This is a genomic window from Pseudosulfitobacter sp. SM2401 (assembly GCF_042932805.1).
Classification (GTDB): Bacteria; Pseudomonadota; Alphaproteobacteria; order Rhodobacterales; family Rhodobacteraceae; genus Ascidiaceihabitans.
Window position 1 is genome coordinate 1,567,958 of the sequence record NZ_CP170633.1, and the last position, 25,631, is coordinate 1,593,588.

The following is a 25,631-nucleotide window of genomic DNA, read 5'->3' on the forward strand; positions in this document are numbered from 1 at the left end:
CATACATCCTCTCGGACGCGGATGTTCCGCTGCATTCGCCATTTAGAACCGTTCTAAAGTGTCTTATAGATTTCGTCAAGAATTCACATAGACCAGGAACGCGTCAAAATAGAACGCGCACTTAAACGCGCATAGAACAGACAAAGTAAGGACGCTCATGCCTGAGGTCATTTTTCCTGGTCCAGAAGGCCGCCTTGAAGGTCGTTATCACCCGCAAAAAGAACGCGATGCACCGATTGCGATCATTTTGCACCCGCATCCGCAGTTTGGCGGCACGATGAACCACAAGGTTGTGCACTCGATGCACTACGCTTTTTACAACATGGGCTTCACTGTGTTGCGGTTTAACTTTCGCGGTGTTGGTCGCTCGCAAGGCGAATACGATCAGGGCATTGGCGAATTGTCTGATGCTGCCTCGGCACTCGATTATTTGCAGTCGATGAACAACAACTCCAAGCACTGCTGGGTTGCAGGCTTTTCGTTTGGCGCATGGATTGGCATGCAACTGTTGATGCGCCGGCCTGAAATCACCGGTTTCATCTCGGCCTCGCCGCCCGCAAACATGTACGACTTTTCATTCCTCGCACCTTGCCCTGCGTCCGGTTTGATTATCAACGGCACTGCTGACCGCGTAGCACCACCCGCGGACACCACAACGTTGGTCAACAAACTGCACGAGCAAAAAGGCATCACCATCACGCACACCGAAGTTGAAGGGGCCGGTCACTTTTTTGAAGAACCGCACCTTGATACGCTGATGGATCACACGACGACTTATGTGAAACGCCGCCTGACCGAGACGTCACGCTAATGGCTGACCTCGCCGTCATCGAAATGGCCAACAAACTGGCCGAAGAATGCCTCGCCGTGCAAAAAGAGACCGGCGAGGACCGTTTGTTTATGCAAGTCGGTGACGTGTTGGGGGCATCCTCTCAAACCCTCGAAGAAGCATTCCTGACAGCAATCCGAACCCGAATGGCCGAAATTCAAGGTCGAACATTTTTGGCAAAACGATTGCAAGCCCACCGCGCGGCCCAAACGCCTGAGTGATCTTTGCGTTCAGGCGCGCGCTCCAAGGGCGGTGAAACCCGCGTTCTGACCTGATTGAAAATACTCAAAATGACCCAACGACTTGATCAACAAATCGCGTTTTTGAACGAGGCCGACAAACTTAAAACCATTCTGCGGGCCACGACTTTGTGTGATGGATCGCGCGCTGAAAACAGCGGCGAACATTCATGGCACCTGACGCTGTACGCTCTGGTGTTGGCGGATCATGCAGGCGGTGGCGTCGACATCAACCGCGTCATAAAAATGCTGATCCTGCACGATCTGGTGGAAATCGACGCCGGCGACAATCCTATCTTTGACGATATCGACCTGGCCGCCATGCACGCTGCTGAACAAATTGCTGCGGATCGCATCTTTGGTCTGCTGCCGGTCGATCTGCGGGACGATCTGCGAAACACTTGGGAAGAATTCGAGGCCGCACAAACGCCGGACGCGCAATTCGCCAAATCGTTGGACCGCTTTCAACCGCCCATGCAGAACCTGGCCTCTGGTGGTGGCAGCTGGACTGATTACAACGTCAGCCAAGAGATGATCGCGGCGCGCGTTGGCTCAAAGATCAACGTCGGCGCGCCAAACCTGTGGGTCTACGCCAAGACCAAAATTGCGACGTTCTTCGAAAGCCATGCAACCAAATAAAAGTCCCCTAGTGACCGCGCCCGTGCAAACGTTCGTGCATCTGGGTGATCATCTTGCTGGCAGTTTTCTCAAACAAACACGGGATAATTGCGTGCACCAGCGCTGCCAGCCCTGCCCCCAGTAACTTGAACGCAAAACCCCCCGCAAACACAGCGTGCTCTACGTAATTCTCGTCGACGGACCGTGGGTGGTTTAGAAAGATGCGGTTGATCATTTTGGGCTCCCTAGGGCTGGTTTGGTCCAGAATAGATCGCTTGCAGGGTGAAAGGCTCCCAAATCGCACCTTATTTCAGGCTTTCGTGTGGATAATTTCCACTGTATTGATTGGTTATGGAAACACTTGATGTATTCGATCGTAAAATCCTTGGCGAATTGCAACGTGATGCGGCGCAATCGCTGGATCACTTGGGCGAAACCGTTGGCCTGTCACGCAATGCCTGTTGGCGCCGGATCAAAGCGCTTGAGGGCGCGGGTGTCCTGACCGCGCGTGTCGCGCTGGTGAACCCGAAAACGGTGGGCTTGGGTCTGATGGTGTTCATGCAAATCCGCACCGGCAGCCATGATCCTGATTGGCAGGCCCAGTTCAGCCGCGCCGCCCACGCCATTCCCGGTATCCTGAGCGTGTACCGCATGACCGGTGATCTGGATTATCTGATCCGTGCGCGTGTCGCAGACATGGCCGATTATGACCGTTTGTACCAACAGCTGATCACCCGCCTGCCTGTGGCAGATATTTCCGCCAGTTTCGTGATGGAAGAGATCAAAGACAGTACCGCCCTGCCGCTTTGATGCCTCACGCTGCGCTTGCGGCATATTCCCCCTAGCAATCTGCGCAATGGCAGGGTATGCGCGCCTGAAACCGGTTTGAGGCTCCTGTTAGCGGCCTCCTTACAAGAGGCAAGAATATGGACCTTCGCAATATTGCGATCATCGCGCACGTTGACCACGGCAAAACCACATTGGTGGATGAGCTGCTGAAACAATCCGGCACCTACCGTGAAAACCAAGCGACCACCGAACGCGCAATGGACAGCAATGATCTGGAACGCGAACGCGGTATCACGATTTTTGCCAAGCCGACGTCGGTTGAGTGGAACGGCACGCGCATCAACATCGTTGACACCCCGGGTCACGCTGACTTTGGCGGCGAAGTTGAACGCATTTTGTCCATGGTTGACGGTGTTGTTTTACTGGTTGATGCGGCCGAAGGCCCGATGCCACAGACTAAATTCGTGACCTCCAAAGCGTTGAAACTGGGCCTGAAGCCTATCGTTGTGATCAACAAAGTCGACAAACCAGACGGCGAACCAGACCGCGCGCTGGATGAATGTTTCGATCTGTTCGCCAACCTGGACGCAACAGACGAGCAGCTAGATTTCCCACACATGTACGCCTCTGGCCGCTCTGGCTGGGCCGACATGGAACTGGACGGACCGCGCAAAGATCTGAGCGCCTTGTTCGAATTGATCCTAAAGCACGTCCCCGCTCCGGCACAAATCGCAGACAAAGACAAACCGTTCACAATGCTGGCGACGACATTGGGCGGTGACCCGTTCTTGGGTCGCTTGCTGACAGGCCGCGTCGAATCCGGCACGTTGAAAGCCGGCCAAACGATCAAAGCGATGTCACGTGACGGCACCTTGATCGAAAACTTCCGCGCTACCAAAATCCTCGCCTTCCGCGGCTTGGATCAAACCGGCATCGACCTGGCCGAAGCGGGCGATATCGTTTCCATCGCAGGCATGACCAAAGCAACAGTTGCTGACACATTGGCAGAGCAATCTGTTGTCGACGCGATCCCGGCGCAGCCGATCGATCCGCCGACCATCACGGTGACTTTCGGCATCAACGACTCGCCTTTGGCTGGTCGTGACGGCAAAAAAGTACAGTCACGCGTCATTCGTGATCGCCTGATGAAAGAAGCTGAATCCAACGTTGCGATCAAAGTGACCGATTCAGCGGGCGGCGATTCATTCGAGGTCGCTGGTCGCGGCGAATTGCAGATGGGCGTATTGATCGAAAACATGCGCCGCGAAGGGTTTGAGCTGTCGATCTCGCGTCCACAGGTTCTGTTCCAAGACATCGACGGTGTCCGCCACGAGCCCATCGAAGAAGCCACAATCGACGTGGATGACGAATATTCCGGTGCGGTTATCGAAAAAATCACTGGCGTGCGCAAAGGTGAATTGGTCGAAATGCGCCCTGCTGGTGCCGGCAAAACCCGCATCATTGCGCATGTGCCGTCCCGTGGCTTGATCGGGTATCACGGTGAATTCCTGACCGACACACGCGGCACAGGCGTGATCAACCGCGTATTCCACGGCTGGACACCGCACAAAGGCAAGATCCCGGGCCGTCGCGCTGGTGTTCTGATTTCCATGGAAAACGGTGTGTCTGTGTCCTTTGCTTTGTTCAAACTTGAAGACCGCGGTCGCTTCTTTATCGGCGCGCAGGCTGACGTTTACCAAGGCATGATCATCGGTGAACACAACCGCGAAAACGATCTCGAAGTGAACCCGTTGAAAGGCAAACAGCTGACCAACGTACGTGCGTCCGGTACGGACGAAGCGGTGCGTCTGACAACGCCGATCACCCACTCGTTAGAAGAGGCGATTGCCTACATCGACGATGATGAATTGGTCGAAGTCACGCCAAACGCGATCCGTTTGCGCAAGCGGTTCTTGGACACGCACGAGCGTAAGCGGATGTCTAAAACCAAGTAAGTTTGGGTTTCGCAACACAGAATTAAAAAAGGGCGCTCCGGTTGGATGCGCCCTTTTTCGTTATTTTGATGTTTCGATAATCATCAACTCGCGTTCTGATGCCCCGCGCGCGTGTTCAAGCGCGGCTTGGTACGCGTCCGAGTGATAGCATTTCTCGGCCGTTTCCACGTCAGGAAACCGCGCCACCACATTGCGAGGGCGCTCTTTGCCCTCAAGCTGTACGAAACGTCCACCGCGCGCGATGAATTCGCCGCCGTGCTCTGCGATGGCGACTGTCGCACCCGCTGCGTATTTTTTATACGCCTCTTCATCCGTGACCGTGACGTGTGCGATCCAAAGTGCGCCCATGTTTTATCCTTCCAATACGGCGCGTGCCGCTTTGATTGCCGCATCAGAATTTGATGCATCTTTTGCCCCGCCTTGGGCCATGTCTGGGCGACCACCGCCGCCTTTGCCACCTAGTTCAGCAACGGCCGCTTTGACCAGATCAACCGCGCTGACGGTGTCGGTTTTGTCTTTGGTCACGCCGGCTGCAACAGCAACTTTGCCGTCCGCATCCGCGATCAGCAACACTGCGCCTGATCCCAGTCGGGTTTTGTGTTCGTCCATCAAGGCCGGCAAATCCTTGCCCGTGACACCGTTCAACACTTGCGCGAAAAACTTGGTGCCGTTGATGTCTTCGGCCTCGGCTGGGGCCGCAGCCCCGCCAGACATTGCCAGCTCACGACGCAATTGCGCGACTTCGTTGGACAGAGATTTGCGTTCGTCCAGCAAGGCCTTGACCCGTGCGGGAACGTCAGCGGCGCCGGTTTTCAACTCGGCTGCGGCGTCCGCCAACAGCTGATCCTGATCGCGCAAATAGGCAATCGCGTCGGCCCCTGTCAGCGCCTCGATCCGGCGCACACCTGAACTGCTGGCACCGTCAGACAGCAATGCGAACGCACCAATGTCACCGGTTTGGCGCACGTGCGTGCCGCCGCACAATTCCAACGAATACGTGTTGCCGTCCGTGCCCTTGCCAGAGCCGTCTTCGACGCCCATCGACACCACGCGCACTTCGTCGCCGTATTTTTCACCAAACAACGCCTGCGCACCCAATGCGCGAGCGTCATCTGGGGTCATGATCCGGGTTTCCACGGCGGTGTTTTGGCGAATATAGGCGTTTACCTCGGCCTCGACGTTGCGCTGTTCTTGGACGCTCAGCGCTTGGTTGTGGCTGAAATCAAAGCGCAGGCGGTCGGCCGCGTTCAACGATCCACGCTGTGCGACATGATCCCCAAGCGCATTTCGCAACGCTTCGTGCAGCAGGTGCGTGACCGAGTGGTTGGCCCGAATGGCAGTCCGGCGTGCGCCATCAACATTAAGAACAGCAGCTTGTGCATTGGAAATGCTGCCACTTTCAACCGTTGCAATGTGAATGAAAACATCCGCAGATTTGCGGGTGTCTGTCACACGCGCCACACCTGTGTCTGTTTTGATCAACCCGGTGTCGCCCACCTGACCACCGCTTTCTGCGTAGAATGGCGTTTGGTTCAGCGCGATTTGAACAGTCTCTCCGGTTGCAGCCGTCTCGACCGCTTGTCTATCTTGGACCAGCGCAACAATTTTGCCTTCGGCGTTTTCAGTCTCGTAACCCAAGAAATCGGTCACGCCGTTTTTGTCAGCAACATCGAACCAAACGGTCGCGGTTGCAGCTTCGCCTGATCCAGACCACGCAGCCCGCGCTTTGGCTTTTTGTGCGGCCATGGCGGTGTCAAAGCCGTCTGTGTCAACGCTGCGGCCTTTTTCACGCAAGGCGTCTTGGGTCAAATCCAACGGAAAACCGTAGGTGTCGTACAGTTTGAACGCAGATGCGCCGGGCAATTCAGCGCCGTCAGGCAATGCGATCAGTTCGTCGTCCAGCAATTTCAGACCACGATCCAACGTTTGGCGGAAACGGGTTTCTTCTTGCAGCAACGTCTGCTCGATCATGCTTTGGGCTTGGCCCAATTCGGGATAGGCCGCGCCCATTTGGCCCACAAGCGCAGGCACCAAACGGTGCATGAGCGGGTCTTTGACGCCCAGCAAATGCGCGTGCCGCATCGCGCGGCGCATGATCCGGCGCAGCACATAACCGCGCCCGTCATTGGCTGGCATCACGCCGTCCGCCATCAGAAACGAGGTCGAACGCAAATGATCCGCAATCACCCGGTGGTGGGTTTTATGGGGGCCATCCGGATCGGAACTGGTCGCATTCGCGCTTGCCTCGATCAAGGCGCGCATCATGTCGGTGGAATAGTTGTCGTTGGTGCCTTGCAACAAAGCCGCAACGCGTTCCAGCCCCATGCCGGTGTCGATGCTTTGGGCCTTTAGGTCCTTGCGGGTGCCATCCTCGAACTGTTCGTACTGCATGAACACGAGGTTCCAAATTTCGACAAAGCGGTCGCCGTCCTCGTCCGGTGAACCGGGAGGACCACCCCAGATGTGATCGCCGTGATCATAGAAAATTTCGGTGCAAGGACCACACGGGCCAGTCGGACCAGCGGACCAAAAATTATCGTCTGTGGCGATGCGAATGATGCGATCGTCAGACAATCCGGCGTGTTTTTTCCAGATTTGCACAGCTTCTTCGTCGGTGTGATAGACGGTGACCAGCAGTTTTGACGCATCGATGCCGAACCCCTTGGTCAGCAGGTCCCATGCCAACGGAATAGCGTCTTCTTTGAAGTAGTCGCCAAAGGAAAAGTTCCCTAGCATTTCGAAAAACGTGTGGTGGCGTGCGGTGTAGCCGACGTTGTCCAGATCGTTGTGTTTACCACCGGCACGCACACATTTCTGCGAAGTGGTCGCGCGGGTGTAATCGCGCGTTTCGACACCGGTGAAAAGGTTTTTGAACTGCACCATGCCGGCGGCTGTGAACATCAGCGTCGGATCATTGCGCGGCACCAGCGGGCTGGAGGCAACAATCGTGTGATCGTTGCCTTCAAAGTAATTCAGAAAGGTCGAGCGGATATCATTAAGCGTTGGCATATCAATGCGCCTTTTGGGCAAGTTTTGCGGTTACTTTTGAAATAGCCCGTGGCCCCGCGACTGTCCACAGTATGTGACATTGCTGCGCCAAAACGAAACGAGGCGCTTCCTTTTGGAAACGCCCCGATCAAATCACAATGTCAGCAAAGCTTACTTTTCGATGATATCGCCATCATCGGTTTTTTGTTCGTCCTTTGGCATGTCGAAATCAAGCCCGTGCGCGGCCCGGATCTTGTCTTCGATTTCCAGCGCGATGCGCGGATTTTCCTTGAGAAAGATCTTGGAGTTTTCACGCCCCTGCCCAACCCGTTCGTCGCCGTAGCTGAACCATGCGCCGGACTTGTCGACGATGCCGGCTTTGACACCCAAGTCCAGCAATTCGCCGGTTTTTGAGATACCTTCGCCGTACATGATGTCGAATTCGACCTGCTTGAAAGGGGCGGCCACTTTGTTTTTCACAACTTTGACGCGTGTGGCGTTGCCGACAACTTCGTCACGGTCTTTCAACGCGCCAATGCGGCGAATGTCCAAGCGCACGGACGAGTAGAATTTCAACGCGTTGCCGCCTGTCGTCGTTTCGGGCGAGCCAAACATAACGCCAATTTTCATGCGGATTTGGTTGATGAAAATGACGGTACATTGGGTGCGACTGATAGAGCCGGTCAATTTACGCATCGCTTGGGACATCAGGCGCGCTTGCACCCCAACAGAGCTGTCGCCCATGTCGCCCTCAAGTTCGGATTTTGGCGTCAAGGCTGCAACCGAATCGACCACCACCATGTTGACCGCGCCAGAGCGCACCAACGTGTCGGTAATTTCCAAGGCTTGCTCGCCTGTGTCAGGTTGCGAGATCAACAATTCATCAATGTCGACGCCCAATTTCTTGGCGTAAGCCGGATCCAGCGCGTGTTCTGCATCAACGAAGGCACAGACGCCACCGGCCTTTTGCTGTTCTGCCAAACAATGCAGCGTCAGCGTGGTTTTACCTGATGATTCAGGGCCATAAATCTCGACGATGCGCCCCATCGGGATGCCACCGATACCCAGCGCGATATCCAGACCCAACGATCCAGTCGAGCTGGATTGAATGTCTTGAATGGCACCCTCGGCACCCAGTTTCATGATCGAACCTTTGCCAAACTGGCGTTCGATTTGAGCCAACGCGCTATCAAGCGCCTTTTGCTTATCTGCTGATTTCTTATCGGTCATGTTCAAAAGATCTGCCGTTGCCATTGCTGTTCATCCCTTAGTGTCACACCCATGATGTGGCGGCAATGCATGCATCACCTATATCTGGACCCACATCACTGAGTCGTGCGGTTATGTTCCACCTATGTTCTTATGCGTACAAAAGAAGAACATTTCAATCAAATTGTTCCGATCAGGGATTTTTATTGATTCCTGATCGGTTGACTGACGCTACTGGGACTGTGGTTAACAGGATCTAAACGCAGGCAAGTTTAGTCATCACTGGAAAACGCATCATAGGCCTCGAGTGCCTTGGCGCTGTAGGCGAATGACGGCCCGCCACCCATGTAGGTCGCCATGGCGAGGGCTTCTGTGAACTCTTCGCGCGTGGCTCTTAAACGCACCAAAGACCGCACGTGAAACCCGATGCAACTGTCACAGCGGGTGGCGATCGCGATGCCCAATGCGATAAACTCTTTGGTTTTCTCGCTCAGTGCACCCTCTGCCTTGGCCGCCTGCCCCATTTGTCCAAACCCTTTGACGGTTTGCGGAATCTCCTTGGATAGGGTCCCGATGTTGGCTTCGGTTTCGCCGATGAATTTCTTCCAGTCCATGTTCTTCTTGTCCATGTGTCGTGTCCTTTATTGGCGTTCATCCGATCCCATGCGCCGTTCCAGCCAGCGCACGCCCGCACTGATGATCAGCACAAGGATCAGATATTCAACGATTAACAACGTGTAGATTTCAAGCGGGCGGTATTCCGTTACCACCAGTTCATTGGCGCGCCGCGTCAGTTCCTGCATGCCGATGACCGAGGCAAAGGCGCTCATCTTGACGATGTAGATGAACTGGTTGGCAAGGGGCGGCAAAATGCGGCGGATCGCTTGGGGTAAAATCACGTAGCGCATGGTTTGCGCGTAATTCAGACCAACGGTTTGCGCCGCCTCTTTTTGCCCCTTCGCAATCGACTGGATGCCGGATCGATAAATTTCGGCTGTGAACGCACTGTCCGAAATCGCGAGCGTTATGATCGCCCCCCAGAACGGATCAATCGGAATGTTCAAACCCATCGATTTGAACACAATCGGCAGACCGTAAAACACCCAGAACAACATTGGCAGCAACGGGATGGCGCGGACAAATTCAACGTAGATACGGTTGATAATGCGCAGCCAACGACGGCTCGATTGCCCGGGCAAGGCGACGACCAACCCAAGTACAATCGAGATCGACGCGGCGATGACCGAAATCAGAATGGTTTGCCCCATGCCCGAGATCAGGAATTTAACGTTGATCCAGCCGCCTTTGGTGGTCGGGTCAATGACGTACCAGCCCCACGTGACGTTTGATGATGCGCAACTGGACAAGACCAGCAGCAGCGACAGGGCGACAAAAGTTCTCTTCATCATGCGCCCCTTAGTGCTGCAAAATTTGGCTAAGGAACGTCCGGCAGCGTTCGGTTTTCGGGTTCGCAAAAAAGTCCTCAGGCGCTGCTTGCTCGACGATCTCGCCTTGGTCCATGAACACCATTTTGTCGGCGACCTTGCGGGCAAACCCCATCTCGTGGGTGACGACAACCATGGTGATGCCGTCATTTGCCAATTCAACCATCACGTCCAAAACTTCGGAAATCATTTCAGGATCAAGCGCCGAAGTCGGTTCATCGAACAGGAGCACTTTGGGTTCCATGCACAATGATCGTGCGATGGCGACGCGCTGTTGCTGCCCACCTGACAATTGCGCGGGCATTTTGTCGCCCTGTTCGGGAATACGCACACGGTCCAGATAGTGACGGGCCCGTTCCACCGCGTCTTTGCGCGACATGCCGCGGGCTTTCATCGGGCCAAGGATCAGGTTTTCCAACACGCTCAGATGCGGGAACAAATTGAACTGCTGAAACACCATGCCGACCTCGCCTTGGATCGAGGCGATGGATTTAGCGTCATTGGTCAGCTCGACCCCGTCCAGATGGATCGTGCCGCTCTGGTGTTCTTCTAGTCGATTGATGCAACGCACCACGGTTGATTTGCCCGATCCCGACGGGCCACAAATCACCACTTTTTCGCCAGCACCAACCGTCAGATTGATGTCTTTCAGGACATGGAATTTGTCGAACCATTTGTTCACGTCGATCAGTTCGATAACGGTCGCAGCGGTGGTTCCGGCCGCTATTTCGGGCTCAGTCTGGGGCATGAGCCCTCCTGACGGACTAGTGTGGCGATGGGTTTTGGCAAGGATTTAATCTTTTTTAGTTTATTTGAACTCCGTTGATTTTCAAGCCACTATGCGAGGCAAGACCGGAATTTTAGATACGACTAACAGGAGACGACAATGAAGACACTCTTAAAAGCAGCGGCGATTGCAGCCTTTGGATTCGCACTGTCCGGTGCAGCCCACGCGCAATCTGCGTTGAACGACATTCTTAGCTCTGGCGTGCTCAAGGTCGGCACAACCGGCGACTGGAACCCGATGTCCGTGCGTGACCCCGCAACCAACAGCTACAAAGGTTTTGACATCGACATCATGACCGAACTGGCAACAGATCTGGGCGTCGAAGTTGAATTCGTGCCAACAGACTGGAAAACTTTGGTCAACGGCGTGGTCGCAGGCCAGTACCACATCACCGGCTCTGCCTCGATTTCACCAGCGCGCATGAAAGCAGCCGGTTTTTCGGAAAGCTACATCTCGGTTGAGATCATGCCGTTCACCACTGCCGAAAACGCCGGCAAATTCGCCAGCCACGAAGACATCAACCAACCGGGCGTCAAAGTTGCGACAACCCTTGGTACGACGTTCGAAAAGCTGGTGCGCGAATGGTATCCAAACGCAGACATCAAAGTGGTCGAAGCCCCCGCACGCGGCTACCAAGAAGTGCTCGCAGGGCGCGCAGATGTGTTCATCACGTCCAACATCGAAGGGTCGACCTTGGCCACAAAACACGGCGTAGTTGCCGTTGAAGGTGCCGCGGCGCGCGCGCCGACCCCAATCGCAATGTTGCTGCCACAAACCGATCAAGTCTGGATCAACTACGTGAACAACTGGGTCAAAGTGAAACAAGCCAAGGGTTTCTTTGAGGCCAACAAAGCCAAGTGGGGCCTGTAAGCCCTACGCCTTAAGATATCGCGACAGGCAGCATGTTTGCCTGTCGCACAAGACCGCGATTGCCATCACACCAGATCGGCATCGGTCATGATTTCAACAAGGGCTGGGCCGTTGTGATCCAGTGCTGCTTTGATGGCCGCTTCGATTTCGCTTGGGTCAGTGACTTTGGCTCCGTGCCCGCCGCACAGTCGGGCAAAGGCCGCAAAACCGGGATTTTGCAGATTGGTTTCCCAGACCGGCCATTCACCTGATTTTTGCTCTTTCGAGATTTTACCAAGCTCGCCGTTGTGCAACAGGATATGGGTGATATCCATGCCGTATTTGACGGCCGTGGTGAATTCCATCGGATATTGACCAAAGCCGCCATCACCGGAAATCGACACAACTTTGCAACCCTGTAGGTCCGCTTTGTCTTGGGTCGCCGCCCATGCGCCCATGGCTGCAGGCAAGCCAAAACCGATGGATCCCAGATAGCCCGACATCAACACCCGCTGCGTGCCTTTTGTTTCCAAATACCGCCCGAAGGAATAGGTGTTGTTGCCCACATCGACGGCAAAAATCGTGTTGTCTGGCACCAACCGGCCCAGTGCTTCGAAAATCGCAAAAGAATGGATGCCTTTGCCGAGGTTTTCCTGCAAGCGGGTTTGCTTTTCACGCCGCCAGATGTCCCAACGCCCGGCCAGTTCAGTGATCTGATCCTGCGCCTCCGCGTTTGCGCAATCTGTGCGCGATACCGCCTCGCAAAACGCGCCAACATCGCCCCAGACCGGCAAGGTGACGGGGTGAAATTTGCCCAGCTGCATGCGCTCATGGTCGACCTGAATGGTGGGTTTGCCCGCGTTGATTCCGGTGTGGTTGGAAAAACTGGTGCCAAGCGCGATGATCAAATCCGTCTCGTTCATGAACCAGCTGGCGATGGGCGTACCGGAGCGCCCCAGAACACCGCCCGCATTCGGGTGGCTGTCAGGGATCAACCCTTTGGCCTTGAACGTCGTCACAACCGGCGCGCCCAACGCTTCGGCCAAAGCAGCAACATCCTCGCGGTGCGGATAGGCCCCGTGGCCAACAACGATGATCGGACGTTTGGCCCCTTTGATCATCGCGGCGGCCTTGTCGATCTCGCTTTGCGCGGGCAGCACCGGCGCATGTGTGACACGGCCTTCAGGCTGACCTGCGGCCTGATCCGACGGGTTCGTCTGAACGTCATCAGGGAAAATCAGATGCGCAACGTTCTGTTCGACAATCGCGGTTTTGCAGGCCAGTGACGCGAGTTCAGCGTGGTTTGAACTGCCCAGAACCGGTTGGGAAAACGACGTGACGGCGGCAAAAGCAGACAGCAGATCGATGTCCTGAAATGCCCCCGGGCCCATCACTTGGGTCTGGACCTGACCGGTCAATGCGAGCACGGGCGCGCGGTCAACCTTGGCGTCCCAAAGGCCGGTCAGCAGGTTCGTTGCCCCCGGCCCCGCGATGGTCAAACATGCCGCCGGTGTGCCCGTCAGCTTACCGTAGGCCGAGGCTGCAAAGGCCGCAGCCCCTTCGTGGCGAATACCGTAATAGCGCATTTTGCCGTCACCAACAGCAAGGCGGATCGCATCCGACAGACCAAGGTTTGAATGCCCAACCATGCCGAAAACCGATTGCACACCCCAATTGGCCAGCGTGTCGACCATCACGTCGGTCACGGTGCGGGTGTGGGGTGGTTCGGCCTCGATCCCGACAAATATTTCGCCGTCCCGAATATCGACAGGATAGGTGTCCTGCCCGCTGTCTTCGTGACCACCGGGCGGTTTTCCGGTCAGCGGATCAAAGTCCCATCCATGCCAAGGGCAGCGGATCCAGCATTTGTTATCAACGCCCTTTTCAATCGACCCTTCGCCCAATGGCCCGCGTTGGTGCGGACAATGGTTGTTCATCGCCGCCCACTGACCGTCAAAATGCACAAGACAAATGGACGTGGTGCGCGCGGTCACGGTTTTCACACGGCCTTCGGGCAAATCATCGACGTGCCCAACGCTGATCCAATCGAGAGTGTGTTCAGTCATGGCTGTCTCCTGCATCAGGTTTTGTCGGTATCCGGTCGTATAGTTTTTGCGCCCATGTCAGCATCAAAAAACAAGCAATGGCCCAAATGAGCAGCTCGAACGGGGCGGCATCCGTGCCGCGCAACCAGCGTCCGATCAGCCCGCCTTGGGGGCGTAATGTTTCGATACCAAACAGCCCCGATCGCGGCCACAGCGACAAAAACCAGAAGCGTGACAGGTAAAACAAAATCGCGGTCAGGGCTGCGACAAGGGCCATGGTGACAATCCGGCGCATCAGTTCAAAACCTCCAGCGTTTCGGGGTCCATTCTGAGAACCAAAAGATCGCCACGACGCTCGACGTCCCCTTCGATCGAAATAAACTGGGCGACGTGATCATACGCGGATTTCGGCAGCGGCCCGCCGTCAGGTCCTGTGATCAACAAGAATTCAGATCCCGCAACTGCTTGGCTGGACACAAAAACCGGTGGCACGCCACCGATCAGGCACAGGTTTGCGCAGGCTTTATGCGCCAGGCCGCGCCCCGGGCGCATCGCACCTGCAAGGCATTTCCCGTCACAGATTTCGCCCGCCAGTTTCCAGCGGCCCAACGGTTCGCTGGTTTGGGTTGGCGCTGTGCCCTCAACGGCTGAAATGCCCTGTTGGCCACCGCGCAGCTGCAACATGTTCAAATCACCACGTTCCAGCACGACGCCGGACACTTTGGCCAATTTGCCGGCCAGCGGAATGGCGCGCTGATCGACGCTGCCTTTGCCTTGGCCGGCCAACATCAGGGTTGTGCCCGCCTTGATCCGATCATTTCCGGCTGTCACGCGCACCAACGGATAGGGCGTCAATTCGATCACGCCGGTCACCGTTTGACGGCCGTAGTCGAACCTGAACGCGCCCTCGCCCGGGTCGTCTTGGGCGACGCCAAAGGTCAGGCCCACAGCCGCAAACACGACAACAAACAAGACGCTGACCCCCAGCAGAAACCGGCGCAACAGGCGCGGTACGGGCAAGTAGCCAACAAAAAACGGTGCTTTCTTGGTGCTCATGTTTTTGCCTCCGGTTGGGGATGAAGCGGCGACGGGACCGGATCAACAGGCGTGCCCGGCGGGTTCGCTGCAGGGTCAACCTGCACGGTTGTACCGGTCAGGCGCAAATTGTAGGTCGGAACCATTTCGGTGAAGGGTGCCGGCGATTGCCCGTTGCGCACGTTGTACTGAAATCCGTGCCACGGACAGGTCACCAAACACCGGATAACTTTGCCTTCGCCCAAGGGGCCATTTTGGTGTGCACAGGCATTTGAAATTGCGCTCAGCTGGCCCTCCATCAGGAACACCGCGACGCGTTCGTTGTTTGGCAGCAGTTTGATTTTGGCAAAGCCTTCGGTCATGTCGGCGACGTCACACACGTCGATCCAGTCGGCGGGCTGCGCAGCAATGGCGTGATCTTTGCGCCGCTCGTGCAGGGCCGCCAGAAAATGCAGGATGCCAACGGCCGCAGCACCCCCGATGAACAGCACGGTGAACGCGTGTTTTTGCTGGTCCTGTAGGATGCCCAAACTGACATGCGCCACCACCGACAAATATGCCGGATAGATCAGATAGTGGATGCGTTTCCAGACCGGCGGACTAAGGAACTTCATCCAGAAATCATGGCTGGTCGCCGATAGAATGATCAAAACTACCAGTGCGAAAATTCCAAATATTTCAAAGGGAAAGCCCGACAACTGGCCGTAGCTGGTGTTTGCGAACAACAACGCTTCGTATTTGTTGGACATCGAAAAGGCGAAATACCAATCCAGAATATAGGAGGCATGCGTGATCGCCACAAAGACCGTCATCACCCCGAAATGACGTCTGTTGTACAACAACGGCAAGAACCGCGTATCCAGGCGGGCAAGCGGACCGATACACAAGATCACCGTCAGCATCAAAAACGCACAGGCCCCAAAGGCGCGGGCGTTGTGGACTTGGGGGTTGATCGCGCGCTCGTACCCCAAAATGCCGGGTGACGCGTTCAGGAAAACATACAGGAAAATCGCGACGCCAATCAGCATGATCGCATCGTAGCGCCATTTGTTTTTGTTCCACTGAACGGGCAGATATTTGACGCTCATTGGGTCACCTCCTGTGGGGCGGACAGTTGGACAGGGGCAATGTCGGCGGGCCATGTTTGACGCAGATTTAGCCCTGTCAGAATGATCAGCGCGATGCCAATTGGCAGGATCATCCCAACGGCAAAATGGGCTTTGCGCGGTGGTTCATAGCGACGTTCCCACGCCTCGGAATTGGTTTCATAAATGTACCAACGCCACAGAACCAGCGGCCAGATCACCAGAACCCCGGGGATCAAAAGTGGGCGGAAAATATACGCGCCCCGAGCGTCCTCGTCGATGCGGTCCATGCCGATGGTCAGGAAAATGGCCGCAACAATCGCACCGATGCTGGCCCAGATGCGCAGGCCCATCAAAATTGCTTCTGCTTGGTTCACGCGACACCTCCGAACGTGACACCGGACAAATCAGCCATCTCACGTTTCCACGTGGTCAGATCTGCGTGGTTGAATTTCGACAAATGGTCATGGCCGCATGCCCGCGCCATCACCTGCATCAATTCTGTCGATGCCCCAAAAAAATTCGCCAGTTGCTGGGCCGAGCGGTCAACCAACAGGCGGCTGACCAGATGCGGTTTTTGCGTCGCGATCCCAACAGGGCAATTGTTGGTGTGACAGGCGCGCATCGCCAGACAGCCAATCGCCTGCATGGCCGAATTGGACAGCGCAATCGCATCCGCCCCCAAGGCCATCGCTTTGATAAAATCAGCTGGCGTGCGCAGCCCACCGGTGATCACCAGTGAAATATCATGACGATCTAGCCTGTCCAGATGCGCGCGTGCCCGCGCCAAAGCCGGGATCGTCGGCACCGAAATATTATCGCGGAAAATAACCGGAGCCGCCCCCGTGCCACCGCCGCGCCCGTCCAAAATAATGTAGTCGACGCCAACAGCCAAGGCCGCGTCGATGTCCTTTTCGATGTGCTGCGCGCTCAGTTTGTAGCCTATCGGAATGCCGCCGGTGCGCGCGCGAACCTCGTCGGCAAAGTCTTTGATTTGCGCCACCTCGGTCCATTCAGGAAATCTGGGCGGCGAGATCGCAGAGGTGCCAGGTTCCAGATCACGCACTTGCGCAATTTTGCCCTGAACCTTGTTGCCAGGAAGGTGCCCACCAGTGCCGGTTTTGGCACCCTGCCCGCCTTTGAAGTGGAACGCTTGTACGTGATCCAGCTTGTCCCAACTGAACCCGAAACGCCCCGACGCCAGTTCGTAGAAATACCGGCTGTTGGCCGCTTGTTCTTCGGGCAGCATGCCACCTTCACCCGAACAAATACCCGTGCCGGCCATTTCAGCACCCGTTGCCAGCGCGACTTTGGCGGTTTCCGACAAGGCACCAAAGGACATGTCAGACACAAACAAAGGGATTTCGAGGCGCAAAGGTTTTTTCGCATTCGGGCCAATGATCACTTCGGTTCCAACCGCCTCGTCTTCGAGCAGCGGCGGCGTTGCCAGCTGACCCGTGATGATCTGGATGTCATCCCAATCGGGCAATTCAGACCGTGGCACACCCATTGAGGTCACAACCCCGTGGTGGCCGGTGCGTTTCAGCCCACTGCGCGCGTATTGGCGAATGACGCCGGCGTGCGGCTCTTCGGCAATGTCGTGGGCGGTGTCGGCATACAGACCCAAATACGATTTGCGGTTAAACGGTTGCGGGTTGGCCTGCCCCCATGCGTTGATTTCATCTGCGTCAACACAGATATCGTCGCCTTCGATCCATGATTTGAACTTTGGCAATTTTTCGTCGTTCGCATAGGCCGACACGCCGGTGTCCAACCGGTAATCCCAATTGTGCACGCCGCAAATCAAATCTTTGCCCCGCACATGGCCATCCGCCATCAGCGCGCCGCGGTGCAGGCAACGTCCATAAAACACCGAGACCTCATCATCAAAACGAACAACCACCAGATCGACTTCTCCGACCAGCGCGTATTCCGGTTTGCGATCCGCAAGGGCGCCGAGTTTAAAGATGGCTGTGTTTGTCATGGCTGTCTCCGTAACTTTATTGAACAATCGTCATTCGCGTTTGGTAAAAACTGGTGTGTCGCTTGCGTGTGTTTTTTGGTGTTCGGCGATGTTACCGCTCTCCGTCATTTTCTGTCCGTACCATTTGGCCGCAGGGGCCGCCGATAGTCCATGCAGCAAGGCGCTGATCCAAACTGCGTTCACGGCAATGTGTAATATCTGATCGCTGTATTGATGCGGAATTTGTTCGATCACCAGCAAGGCAAACAGCGCAGTCGCCAATCCACGTGGTCCAAACCAGCCAAAGAACACGCGCGTCACAGGGGCGGCGTCCGTTCCAATCAACGACAGCCATATCGCCAAAGGCCGCACAACAAACAAGCTGAGCAATATCAGTGCCAGCATTTGCCACGTCAAATGCTCGATCGCCTCGGGTACCAATGCAGCACCCAGCAACAAAAACGCAGCCCACGCCAGCAGTTGGCCTTCGCTTTCGGTGAATTCGAAAATGAATTTGCACGCGCCTTTGACAATACCGCCAAAGGCCAGGCCCGCCGCGAACGCCGCGATAAATCCGTTGCCGCCAATTTGAATGGCCCCAAGGTAGGCAGCGCCCGCCAACGCCAGCGCGCCAACACCTTCGTAAATTTCTGACGTTGTTTTGTGGGCCTTTGCACGCAACAAAACCCATCCGCCTACCGACCCAAACACGATCCCGACCAACGGGCCCAGCAGGATTTGTTTGGCACCGAACACCAGCCATTCACCCCCTTGCGACGTGCTTTCGGCCGCTGTTAAGCTTGCGAAAAACAAGATGATCGGCAGCGCCAAACCATCGTTCAAACCGCTTTCGACCGTCAACGCACGTCGGGGGCGCACAGGCACGTTCGGATTGCTCACCACCGCTTGGCCCAATGCCGCGTCGGTCGGCGCAAGGATCGCAGCAGCCAGTGCGACACCCGCAAATGGCCAAGCTGGAAACAGGATCAACCCCGCCAAAGACCCCAGCGCGACGGAGGCAGGCAACCCAATCAGCAACATGCGCGTGGGCCAAATGTGCCGTTTGCGCAAAGCGTTCAGATCAATCTGCGCCGCATCCAGAAACAGCAAAATCACCAGCGCAATTTCGGCCACAGGATGAAGCAAAACATGCGCGTCATGTTCTGACAGAAACCCCGTCAAAGACAAAACCACCCCCAAAAAGAGAAACACCATCGGGGCTGTCAGCATCGAAGACGACAGCCGCTGCGCGATCATTGTGTACCCGACGGTGACCATGCAGATAATCAGAAAGCCTACCACGTTTTGAAATTCCTTCTGAGCGTGCCGCCCTAATATTTGACCGGTGCTCGTGGTCCACCTCGCTCTGGTTTCCGCAGACTGAACCTGCACGAAACGAACTGCAAATCACAAAAACGGCAGCACTAAATTTGCGCTGCAACATCGTTCCAGCAGGCGTCGTGGTGTGTTGCTGTTTGGGGGGATCATGCAAGATTAACTGTGACATGGCAAATTTGATGGCCAGATCTTTGGTTCAGCGTACCTATCGCGTGATTGCCAGAAACAAATTCGAAAATTCTCGCGTTGGCAGTATTGCCGTCTGCGTCATTTTAAACCGAGCATTGGAATTTCTCTCAAAGATCGCTTCAACCAAGGCAAAGGACCATTGGACGCGTAATTCTTAGGTCAAACAGTTTCCCGATCAGTCGAGCTCAGAGCGTAAAACTAAGTGAAAGTATTTCGGATCTGCGGTTTTGGGTCATTAGCCCAAAGCGATCAACGAACAAAAGCCTTGTTACCAACATTTGTCCGATTGGGTGAATGGCAAGATAAAACCACTGCAATTTCACCGTTTTGTCATTTGAATACAACGCCCTGGGGGCTTGTGGCGGATCGACAGGGATTCGAACCCTGGAGACGGTCTCCCGCCTACACACTTTCCAGGCGTGCGCCTTCGACCACTCGGCCACCGATCCATTGGCGGCGGTTTAACAACGGCGCGCCGGGGTTTGCAAGAGGCAAATTTGCTCTTATTCCTCAATCGTCCAGATGGAGGTAAATACGCCGGTTCATTCGGCCTTTTTTCTCGATCTTTCCAAGGCGGATAGCACCGATTTCGCCGGTGCGCGCCACGTGTGTTCCGCCGCAGGGTTGCAGGTCAATCTGGTCTTGGCCTACGCCTATCCGTACCAAACGCACGCGCCCTGCCCCTCTGGGTGGTTTGACGGACAGCGTCTTGACCAATTCGGGGGCCGCGTCCAGCGTCGCTTGGTCGATCCACTCTTCTGAAACGACCACATCCATATCCACAAAAGCCTGCAATGCGTGTTCAATGACATCGCGATCTTCGGGCGCGTCGGGCATGTCGAAATCAAGACGACCGTGACCTGCGCTGATGGATCCACCGGTGACGCCAAAAGGCACAACGACAGACAGCAAATGCAGTGCCGTGTGCACGCGCATGTGTTTGTAGCGACGCTCCCAATCCAGTTCTTGGGTGAGGATTGCCCCCAACGGCGGCAGTGACTGTGGTTCGGAGGGCACCAGAACGATCTGGTCCTTGTCGCCTTTGACGGCCGTGGCGATGGGCAAAACCCTGTTGTCCCACAACAGCCGTCCACTGTCGCCGGGCTGACCACCGCCTTTGGGGTAAAAGATGCTGGCGTCCAGAATGATGCCACCTTCGGCGCTGTGGGCGACGACCTTGCCGCCTGCGTCACGCTGGTAGGCATCGCCCCGAAATAGCATATCGCTCATGCGTCACCTTTTGCGGGCGTGTCCGGGTCGGTTTTGGGCCCAACCGCCGCACTGTTTTGGGGCGGTGCCTGTCCTGCCAATGCTTCGGGATTGCGCAGCCAGACATCACGCTGAGCGAACGGGATTTCGATGCCGTGTTCCGCGAATTTCCCAACGATCGCGTGGTTGACGTCGTTGCGCACGCTGATGCTCCAATTTATGTCGCGCAGCACCATTCGAATTTCGAAGTCTAAGGAGTCCGCACCAAATGCGCTCAGCAGCACAAACGGGGCCGGTGTGGCCAAGGCCATTGGATGCGCATCCGCAATTTCCTTGAGGATTTTTTCGACCTTACGCGTGTCCGTTCCATAGGCCACACCCACAGGAATGATGACGCGACCAACAGTGTTGCCGCGCGTAAAATTGGTCACGGTGCCACTGACCAGATCAGCGTTTGGCACGATGACGTCAGTGCGATCAAAGGTTTCGATCCGGGTTGAGCGTACAGAAATAGCACGCACAATGCCTTGTTGACCGCCGACCTCGATCCAGTCGCCTTCGGAAATCGGACGCTCGATCAATAAAATAATACCGGACACAAAGTTGGACACGATGTTTTGCAAACCAAAACCGATACCAACCGACAAGGCCCCTGCCACAATCGCAAGTGACGAAAGATCAATGCCAGCGCCGGTGATCGCGATCAGTGCCGCAAGGAAAATACCCACGTAGCCCAAACCGGACACGATGGCGTTGCGCCCGCCGGTATCGATATTTGTCTTGGGCAGAACGTTGTTGCGCAGCGTGCCTTGCAGCAGTCGTGTCAGCAACAAGCCGATCGAAAAGATGACCACAAAGGCTATGAAATCTGTGGGCGACACCCGTGTTTCGCCAATCGCAAAACCGCGCGAAAATGCTGTCCAAAGCTCTGTCAGGTCAGCGACCCGCGCGCCCCAGATCAGGGCCAGCACAGGGATGAACCCAAGCAGCAACGCAAAGCTTGTCAGTACCGGCACAAGCGTGTCGCGCCCGGCCACGCCAAGCCCGCTAATCAAGCAATAGATGTCCGCAAAGAAGCGCTGTAGCGCCATCACCAGACCCAATACCGCAAGGCTGAGGACGGTGGGATAGACCATCGCACTGCCTGCTTGCTCGTAGCCGACGGCGGCCATCACAGGCCCCACCACCGACACAACCATCGCGCCAAGCCCAACGAGACGCAGAACACGCACGAACGTCGTTACCCGATCATCGGCCTCTGGTTGATAACCGGCTTTTGATGCACCGCGTAAAATTTGCCCCATACGAAACAGAACGAGGCCGGTAACGACAAGCAGGGGAAACGACAACACGGCTGGCGTCGCTGCAGACAGGTTCTTGCCGTAGCTTAGCATCATGTCGAGCGCGCCGCGCAGCACGAGAAACAACGCCAGCAGCGTCGCATAAAGGCGCGCTTCGCTGCGACGTTCGGCACGCGTCATGATCAATGCATCTTCGTCCAGACGCGAGAACAGGCGTTCGGCCAACCAACGCGCGCCCAAAAGGGTCGCTCCGGCATACGGAATGGCATCAACCAATTGCTGACCGCGCAACCCAAGCATGCCCGTCGCATCCAACGCACGACACAGCGCCAAAAGGCCCAACAACGGCAACGCAATCCGCAGCAGCGAAATCACAAAGCCCCACACGCCCAATCCACGGCCACCCAAGCGGCGCAAAAAGTCCGCGATGATCGCAGACCAGCGACGTCCTCGCGCCAGTAAAACGATAGCAACCGCAAGCAACAACAACACCAGCGGCGTCGATTCCCGGAATGTGGTGCGCGCGTCAGGGTCAGACCAAAGACGGCTTTCTGCGGACAATTCGGACAGTCGTTCCCGGAAATCCGTCAGGGCCGGCCCCCAATTCACCGGATTAACCGGCGATGGACCAAGGGCAAGCAGGCGTTCGGTTTGACGTTCGCGGATGATGTTGTCGATTTCACGGATCAGCCCGTCTGCACGGCTATAGGCCGCCTCGGCGACTTGTGCGGGTCCTTGCACCTCTGCCAACGTTTTTGTCAGCTCTGCGCGGCGGGTGGCCACGTTAGCGGGCTCCGAGCCCGTCTCGGGAACCGGACCAAGGGCCGACAGTTGCGCTTGCAACGTTTGGATGCGTTCTTTGTTGGCGGTACGAGCGGCGGCAAACTTCGCTCGGAAATCAGTGATCCGAACGCGCAGCACCTCGAATACTTCGCTAGAATCAGTACCCGTATCAACGGCCGTTTCAGCGCGACCCGCGACGCTTTGCCAAAGGTCGTAGTTCGGCGCCGCAGTCGCAGCAGTCTGCGCGTTTGCAAGAACCGGCAGACAGACCAGACACAGCAGCGCCAGCCATTGGTGGATCGATTTCATCAGGCTTCAGTCATATCAGGCAGTTTGGATGCACGTGGTTCCAACCAATCAGGGATCGGCAAGTTCTTTTCGCGCAAGAAACTGGGGTTAAACAGCTTGGATTGGTAACGCGTGCCGAAGTCGCACAGAATGGTTACGATGGTGTGACCCGGCCCCATTTCTTTGGCCAGACGAATGGCCCCTGCGACGTTCACACCCGATGAGCCGCCCAAACACAGGCCCTCGTGTTGCAGGATGTCAAACACGACAGGCAAGGCTTCGGAGTCAGAAATATTGTAGGCGTGATCGGGCTTGAACCCCTCAAGATTGGCTGTGATGCGCACCTGTCCGATGCCCTCGTTGATCGAACCACCGTCGGTCATTTTCAACTCGCCGTGATTGTAGAAATTATACAGCGCAGCGCCATCCGGATCCGCCAAGCCGATGGTGACACCTTTGGGTTGCAAAACCTGCGCGACGCCTGCCAACGTGCCCCCTGACCCGACCGCACAGATAAAGCCGTCGACTTTGCCATTTGTCTGTTCCCAGATCTCGGGCCCCGTGGTTTCAACGTGGGCCTGGCGGTTTGCAGTGTTGTCAAACTGGTTTGCCCAAATCGCGCCATTCGGTTCGGTTTTGGCAAGCTCAGCCGCCAGACGCCCTGAGTAACGTATAAAGTTGTTCGGATTGCGATAGGGTGCTGCAGGCACTTGAACCAATTCAGCCCCTGCCAGACGCAGCATGTCTTTCTTTTCCTCAGACTGGGTTTCAGGGATCACGATGATTGTTTTGAACCCCATCGAGGCCCCGACCAAGGCCAGACCGATGCCTGTGTTGCCCGCTGTGCCTTCGACGATTGTGCCACCGGGTTTTAGGTCACCACGGGCAATCGCGTCGCGAATAATGAACAGGGCCGCGCGGTCTTTGACCGACTGACCGGGGTTCATGAATTCCGCCTTACCAAGGATTTCGCAGCCAGTTTCTTCGCTGGCTTTATTCAGACGGATAAGTGGGGTTTTTCCGATGGCCTGTGCCAGATCATTTGCGATGTGCATGATGTTTCCTTGCCTCAAAAATGGCCACAATATCGGCCGGATGTTTGTATTTGTGTACCCGTGCGCGAGGCCAACCTCAAGCCAATCTGCGCAGCCGTTCACGGTGACGTGCGACCCAGTAGGCCAGCAATGCCAGCGGGCCATTTGCGGCCTGCATTGTGTCGACCATCTCGAGCAGCGCATCAAGGGTCATGACATGCGTGCGGATATCTTCGTTTTCGGTTTCAAGGCCGTTAATGCCTTCGATGTCGTCAGGCAAATCTGCCAAGCCTACGTAAATGTAGTAAAATTCGGTCGAGGTTCCGGGCGACGGATACAGTTCTGCCACGGGCTCGAGCACGGAAATATCCAAACCCGCTTCTTCTTTGGCTTCGCGGATGGCGGCCTCGGCACCGGTTTCGCCGGCGTCAATGCGGCCCGCGATCGGTTCGTATTGCCACACCTTCGGATCACCGCGCCCGATGGGGCCCATACGGAATTGCTCCACGACCAACACGCGGTCACGCACCGGATCATAGGGCAAAATGATTGTTGCATCCGCCGTCACGAACACCGCGCGGTCCAACTGCGCTGACGTGCCCCCGCCAAAGGTTTCATGCGTCAACTCATACCGGTCAACGGCAAAAAAATCTGTGTAAACTCTCGTTTTAGAGAGGATATCGACTTTTCCATCCAACGTGCCTGCGCCATGCTTGCTGTGCTTTGCAGCCATGGTTGCGCCAGCGCGCGCCCGGATCATTGGAAACATGTTGGCGATTTGTTTGGCGGTTCGGGTCTTGCTAAACGTCATCGCCTCAGTCGCGGCCAAACAGGTCAATTCACCCCATTCGCGCACCCAATCCGTCAAAGACCACGCACGCGTCGGCGTCGCGGCACCGGGTTCAGGAAAATACACATCAGCAGTTGCACCATCAGCCAAGGTTTTGACCGCCAGAACGTAATCATACCCGCCTTCGTAGAAATCCAAACGGGCAACATCCTGATCTGTTAGGTCACGTAGCAAAATGCCGGATGCCTGTGCGCCCTGCTGTTCGATGATGACAGGAAACGCGCCCTCGGCGGCCCAGTAAATCGCATGATCAGGCAAAGTGGTCGCGATTGCATTGATATCTGACGCGCGCTTGCCCAAAACGATTTCGAGCAAAGGCAGATGACACAGCGTGCCATAAAAGAACAGGTCTCTCATCTGACTAGCGCCACCGGAACCAGACCACCTCGGTGATCAAACCGGCAACAACGCCGCCTGCGATTGCAACGCCCCAAATCGGAACCGTGGACATCAAAAGGAAATAACCCATGCCGATTTCCAGCGCAGCAAAAAGTGCTTCAAATGCGCTGTCGTACCGATTGCGCATGGCCAGGCGCAGCATTTCATTAACGCCCTGAACAAACAGGCCCAGAAAAATCAAAGACACCATTCCCGTCACGCCGTTGTTCACAGCCGCCGTGATACCGCGACCTGCGCGCCGGCCAACCATGGTCCAGCCCACGAACAGACCGATGAACACGTTTACGTAATTAAAATAGCCAAAGTGAAAATCTTCTTCAAACAGCGGTTTGATCATGTCGGACAAGACAAACGCCAACGCCCCCAAAAACAGGGCTGCGACCAATCTGGCTGAATCAGGCACT

25 protein-coding genes and 1 tRNA gene are annotated in these 25,631 nt (G+C 56.0%); 6 read left to right on the forward strand and 20 right to left on the reverse strand.

Annotation, left to right across the window (positions count from 1 at the left end):
• Positions 1–157: 157 nt before the first annotated feature.
• The 3 genes from ACFIO0_RS07750 to ACFIO0_RS07760 all read left to right on the forward strand — a co-directional run bounded on the left by ACFIO0_RS07750 (position 158) and on the right by ACFIO0_RS07760 (position 1,707).
• Positions 158–811, forward strand: coding sequence for an alpha/beta fold hydrolase (locus ACFIO0_RS07750; RefSeq protein WP_390914774.1), 654 nt, complete (start codon positions 158–160; stop codon positions 809–811).
• Positions 811–1,050, forward strand: coding sequence for a hypothetical protein (locus tag ACFIO0_RS07755; protein WP_390914775.1), 240 nt, complete (start codon positions 811–813; stop codon positions 1,048–1,050). Before ACFIO0_RS07750 ends, ACFIO0_RS07755 begins: the two co-directional genes overlap by 1 nt.
• 69 nt (positions 1,051–1,119) lie before the next feature.
• Positions 1,120–1,707, forward strand: coding sequence for an HD domain-containing protein (locus ACFIO0_RS07760; RefSeq protein ID WP_390914776.1), 588 nt, complete (start codon positions 1,120–1,122; stop codon positions 1,705–1,707).
• A gap of 7 nt (positions 1,708–1,714) precedes the next feature.
• Here the strand turns inward: ACFIO0_RS07760 and ACFIO0_RS07765 are convergent, their stop codons facing one another.
• On the reverse strand, positions 1,715–1,921 hold the full coding sequence (locus ACFIO0_RS07765; protein ID WP_390914777.1) for a DUF6356 family protein: 207 nt from the start codon (positions 1,919–1,921) through the stop codon (positions 1,715–1,717).
• 116 nt (positions 1,922–2,037) lie between these two features.
• Here ACFIO0_RS07765 and ACFIO0_RS07770 point away from each other — a divergent pair, with 116 nt between their 5' ends.
• A complete protein-coding gene (locus tag ACFIO0_RS07770; protein ID WP_390914778.1) occupies positions 2,038–2,496 on the forward strand; it encodes an Lrp/AsnC ligand binding domain-containing protein in 459 nt (152 codons plus the stop codon).
• A 116-nt stretch (positions 2,497–2,612) separates the two neighbouring features.
• Entirely contained in the window at positions 2,613–4,430 is a 1,818-nt protein-coding gene (typA, locus tag ACFIO0_RS07775) for a translational GTPase TypA (RefSeq protein WP_390914779.1), read from the forward strand.
• A gap of 60 nt (positions 4,431–4,490) precedes the next feature.
• On the opposite strand, the gene ACFIO0_RS07780 is transcribed toward typA, so the two are convergent.
• The 6 genes from ACFIO0_RS07780 to ACFIO0_RS07805 form a co-directional block, all read right to left on the reverse strand.
• Positions 4,491–4,778 carry a DUF1330 domain-containing protein gene (locus ACFIO0_RS07780; RefSeq protein ID WP_390914780.1) on the reverse strand — a complete coding sequence of 96 codons (288 nt, stop codon included), beginning with the start codon at positions 4,776–4,778 and terminating at the stop codon, positions 4,491–4,493.
• A gap of 3 nt (positions 4,779–4,781) precedes the next feature.
• Positions 4,782–7,439 (reverse strand): alanine--tRNA ligase, encoded by a 2,658-nt coding sequence (gene alaS, locus ACFIO0_RS07785; RefSeq protein WP_390914781.1) that lies wholly within the window; start codon positions 7,437–7,439, stop codon positions 4,782–4,784.
• Between the two features lie 150 nt (positions 7,440–7,589).
• Positions 7,590–8,672: a recombinase RecA gene (gene recA / locus ACFIO0_RS07790; protein ID WP_390914782.1), complete on the reverse strand. Its 1,083-nt coding sequence runs from the start codon at positions 8,670–8,672 to the stop codon at positions 7,590–7,592.
• 227 nt (positions 8,673–8,899) lie between these two features.
• On the reverse strand, positions 8,900–9,241 hold the full coding sequence (locus tag ACFIO0_RS07795; protein WP_390915303.1) for a carboxymuconolactone decarboxylase family protein: 342 nt from the start codon (positions 9,239–9,241) through the stop codon (positions 8,900–8,902).
• A 27-nt stretch (positions 9,242–9,268) separates the two neighbouring features.
• Positions 9,269–10,033: an ABC transporter permease subunit gene (locus ACFIO0_RS07800; RefSeq protein ID WP_390915304.1), complete on the reverse strand. Its 765-nt coding sequence runs from the start codon at positions 10,031–10,033 to the stop codon at positions 9,269–9,271.
• Between the two features lie 10 nt (positions 10,034–10,043).
• Positions 10,044–10,820, reverse strand: a complete 777-nt coding sequence (locus tag ACFIO0_RS07805; RefSeq protein ID WP_390914783.1) for an ATP-binding cassette domain-containing protein — start codon at positions 10,818–10,820, stop codon at positions 10,044–10,046.
• A 138-nt stretch (positions 10,821–10,958) separates the two neighbouring features.
• Here ACFIO0_RS07805 and ACFIO0_RS07810 point away from each other — a divergent pair, with 138 nt between their 5' ends.
• On the forward strand, positions 10,959–11,729 hold the full coding sequence (locus tag ACFIO0_RS07810; protein ID WP_390914784.1) for a transporter substrate-binding domain-containing protein: 771 nt from the start codon (positions 10,959–10,961) through the stop codon (positions 11,727–11,729).
• Positions 11,730–11,794: 65 nt separating this feature from the next.
• Here ACFIO0_RS07810 and ACFIO0_RS07815 read toward each other — a convergent pair whose 3' ends face one another.
• The 13 genes from ACFIO0_RS07815 to ACFIO0_RS07875 form a co-directional block, all read right to left on the reverse strand.
• Positions 11,795–13,774, reverse strand: coding sequence for a thiamine pyrophosphate-dependent enzyme (locus ACFIO0_RS07815; RefSeq protein WP_390914785.1), 1,980 nt, complete (start codon positions 13,772–13,774; stop codon positions 11,795–11,797).
• Complete coding sequence (locus ACFIO0_RS07820; protein ID WP_390914786.1) at positions 13,767–14,048, reverse strand: hypothetical protein; 282 nt, start codon at positions 14,046–14,048, stop codon at positions 13,767–13,769. Before ACFIO0_RS07820 ends, ACFIO0_RS07815 begins: the two co-directional genes overlap by 8 nt.
• Positions 14,048–14,809 (reverse strand): hypothetical protein, encoded by a 762-nt coding sequence (locus ACFIO0_RS07825; RefSeq protein WP_390914787.1) that lies wholly within the window; start codon positions 14,807–14,809, stop codon positions 14,048–14,050. Before ACFIO0_RS07825 ends, ACFIO0_RS07820 begins: the two co-directional genes overlap by 1 nt.
• Positions 14,806–15,876 carry a Rieske 2Fe-2S domain-containing protein gene (locus tag ACFIO0_RS07830; RefSeq protein WP_390914788.1) on the reverse strand — a complete coding sequence of 357 codons (1,071 nt, stop codon included), beginning with the start codon at positions 15,874–15,876 and terminating at the stop codon, positions 14,806–14,808. The genes ACFIO0_RS07825 and ACFIO0_RS07830 overlap by 4 nt, the downstream gene beginning before the upstream one ends.
• A complete protein-coding gene (locus tag ACFIO0_RS07835) occupies positions 15,873–16,250 on the reverse strand; it encodes a hypothetical protein (RefSeq protein ID WP_390914789.1) in 378 nt (125 codons plus the stop codon). The genes ACFIO0_RS07830 and ACFIO0_RS07835 overlap by 4 nt, the downstream gene beginning before the upstream one ends.
• Complete coding sequence (locus ACFIO0_RS07840; protein WP_390914790.1) at positions 16,247–17,857, reverse strand: glutamate synthase-related protein; 1,611 nt, start codon at positions 17,855–17,857, stop codon at positions 16,247–16,249. Before ACFIO0_RS07840 ends, ACFIO0_RS07835 begins: the two co-directional genes overlap by 4 nt.
• A gap of 30 nt (positions 17,858–17,887) precedes the next feature.
• Positions 17,888–19,114 carry a cation:proton antiporter gene (locus ACFIO0_RS07845; RefSeq protein ID WP_390914791.1) on the reverse strand — a complete coding sequence of 409 codons (1,227 nt, stop codon included), beginning with the start codon at positions 19,112–19,114 and terminating at the stop codon, positions 17,888–17,890.
• A gap of 608 nt (positions 19,115–19,722) precedes the next feature.
• A tRNA-Ser gene (locus tag ACFIO0_RS07850) sits at positions 19,723–19,812 on the reverse strand.
• Positions 19,813–19,873: 61 nt separating this feature from the next.
• Positions 19,874–20,593, reverse strand: a complete 720-nt coding sequence (locus tag ACFIO0_RS07855; RefSeq protein WP_390914792.1) for an alanyl-tRNA editing protein — start codon at positions 20,591–20,593, stop codon at positions 19,874–19,876.
• On the reverse strand, positions 20,590–22,965 hold the full coding sequence (locus ACFIO0_RS07860) for a DUF3772 domain-containing protein (protein ID WP_390914793.1): 2,376 nt from the start codon (positions 22,963–22,965) through the stop codon (positions 20,590–20,592). Before ACFIO0_RS07860 ends, ACFIO0_RS07855 begins: the two co-directional genes overlap by 4 nt.
• Positions 22,965–23,999 (reverse strand): cysteine synthase A, encoded by a 1,035-nt coding sequence (locus ACFIO0_RS07865; RefSeq protein WP_390914794.1) that lies wholly within the window; start codon positions 23,997–23,999, stop codon positions 22,965–22,967. Before ACFIO0_RS07865 ends, ACFIO0_RS07860 begins: the two co-directional genes overlap by 1 nt.
• Before the next feature lie 76 nt (positions 24,000–24,075).
• Positions 24,076–25,185, reverse strand: a complete 1,110-nt coding sequence (locus ACFIO0_RS07870) for an NUDIX domain-containing protein (RefSeq protein ID WP_390914795.1) — start codon at positions 25,183–25,185, stop codon at positions 24,076–24,078.
• A gap of 4 nt (positions 25,186–25,189) precedes the next feature.
• On the reverse strand, positions 25,190–25,630 hold the full coding sequence (locus ACFIO0_RS07875) for a TrgA family protein (RefSeq protein WP_390914796.1): 441 nt from the start codon (positions 25,628–25,630) through the stop codon (positions 25,190–25,192).
• Position 25,631 lies beyond the last annotated feature (1 nt).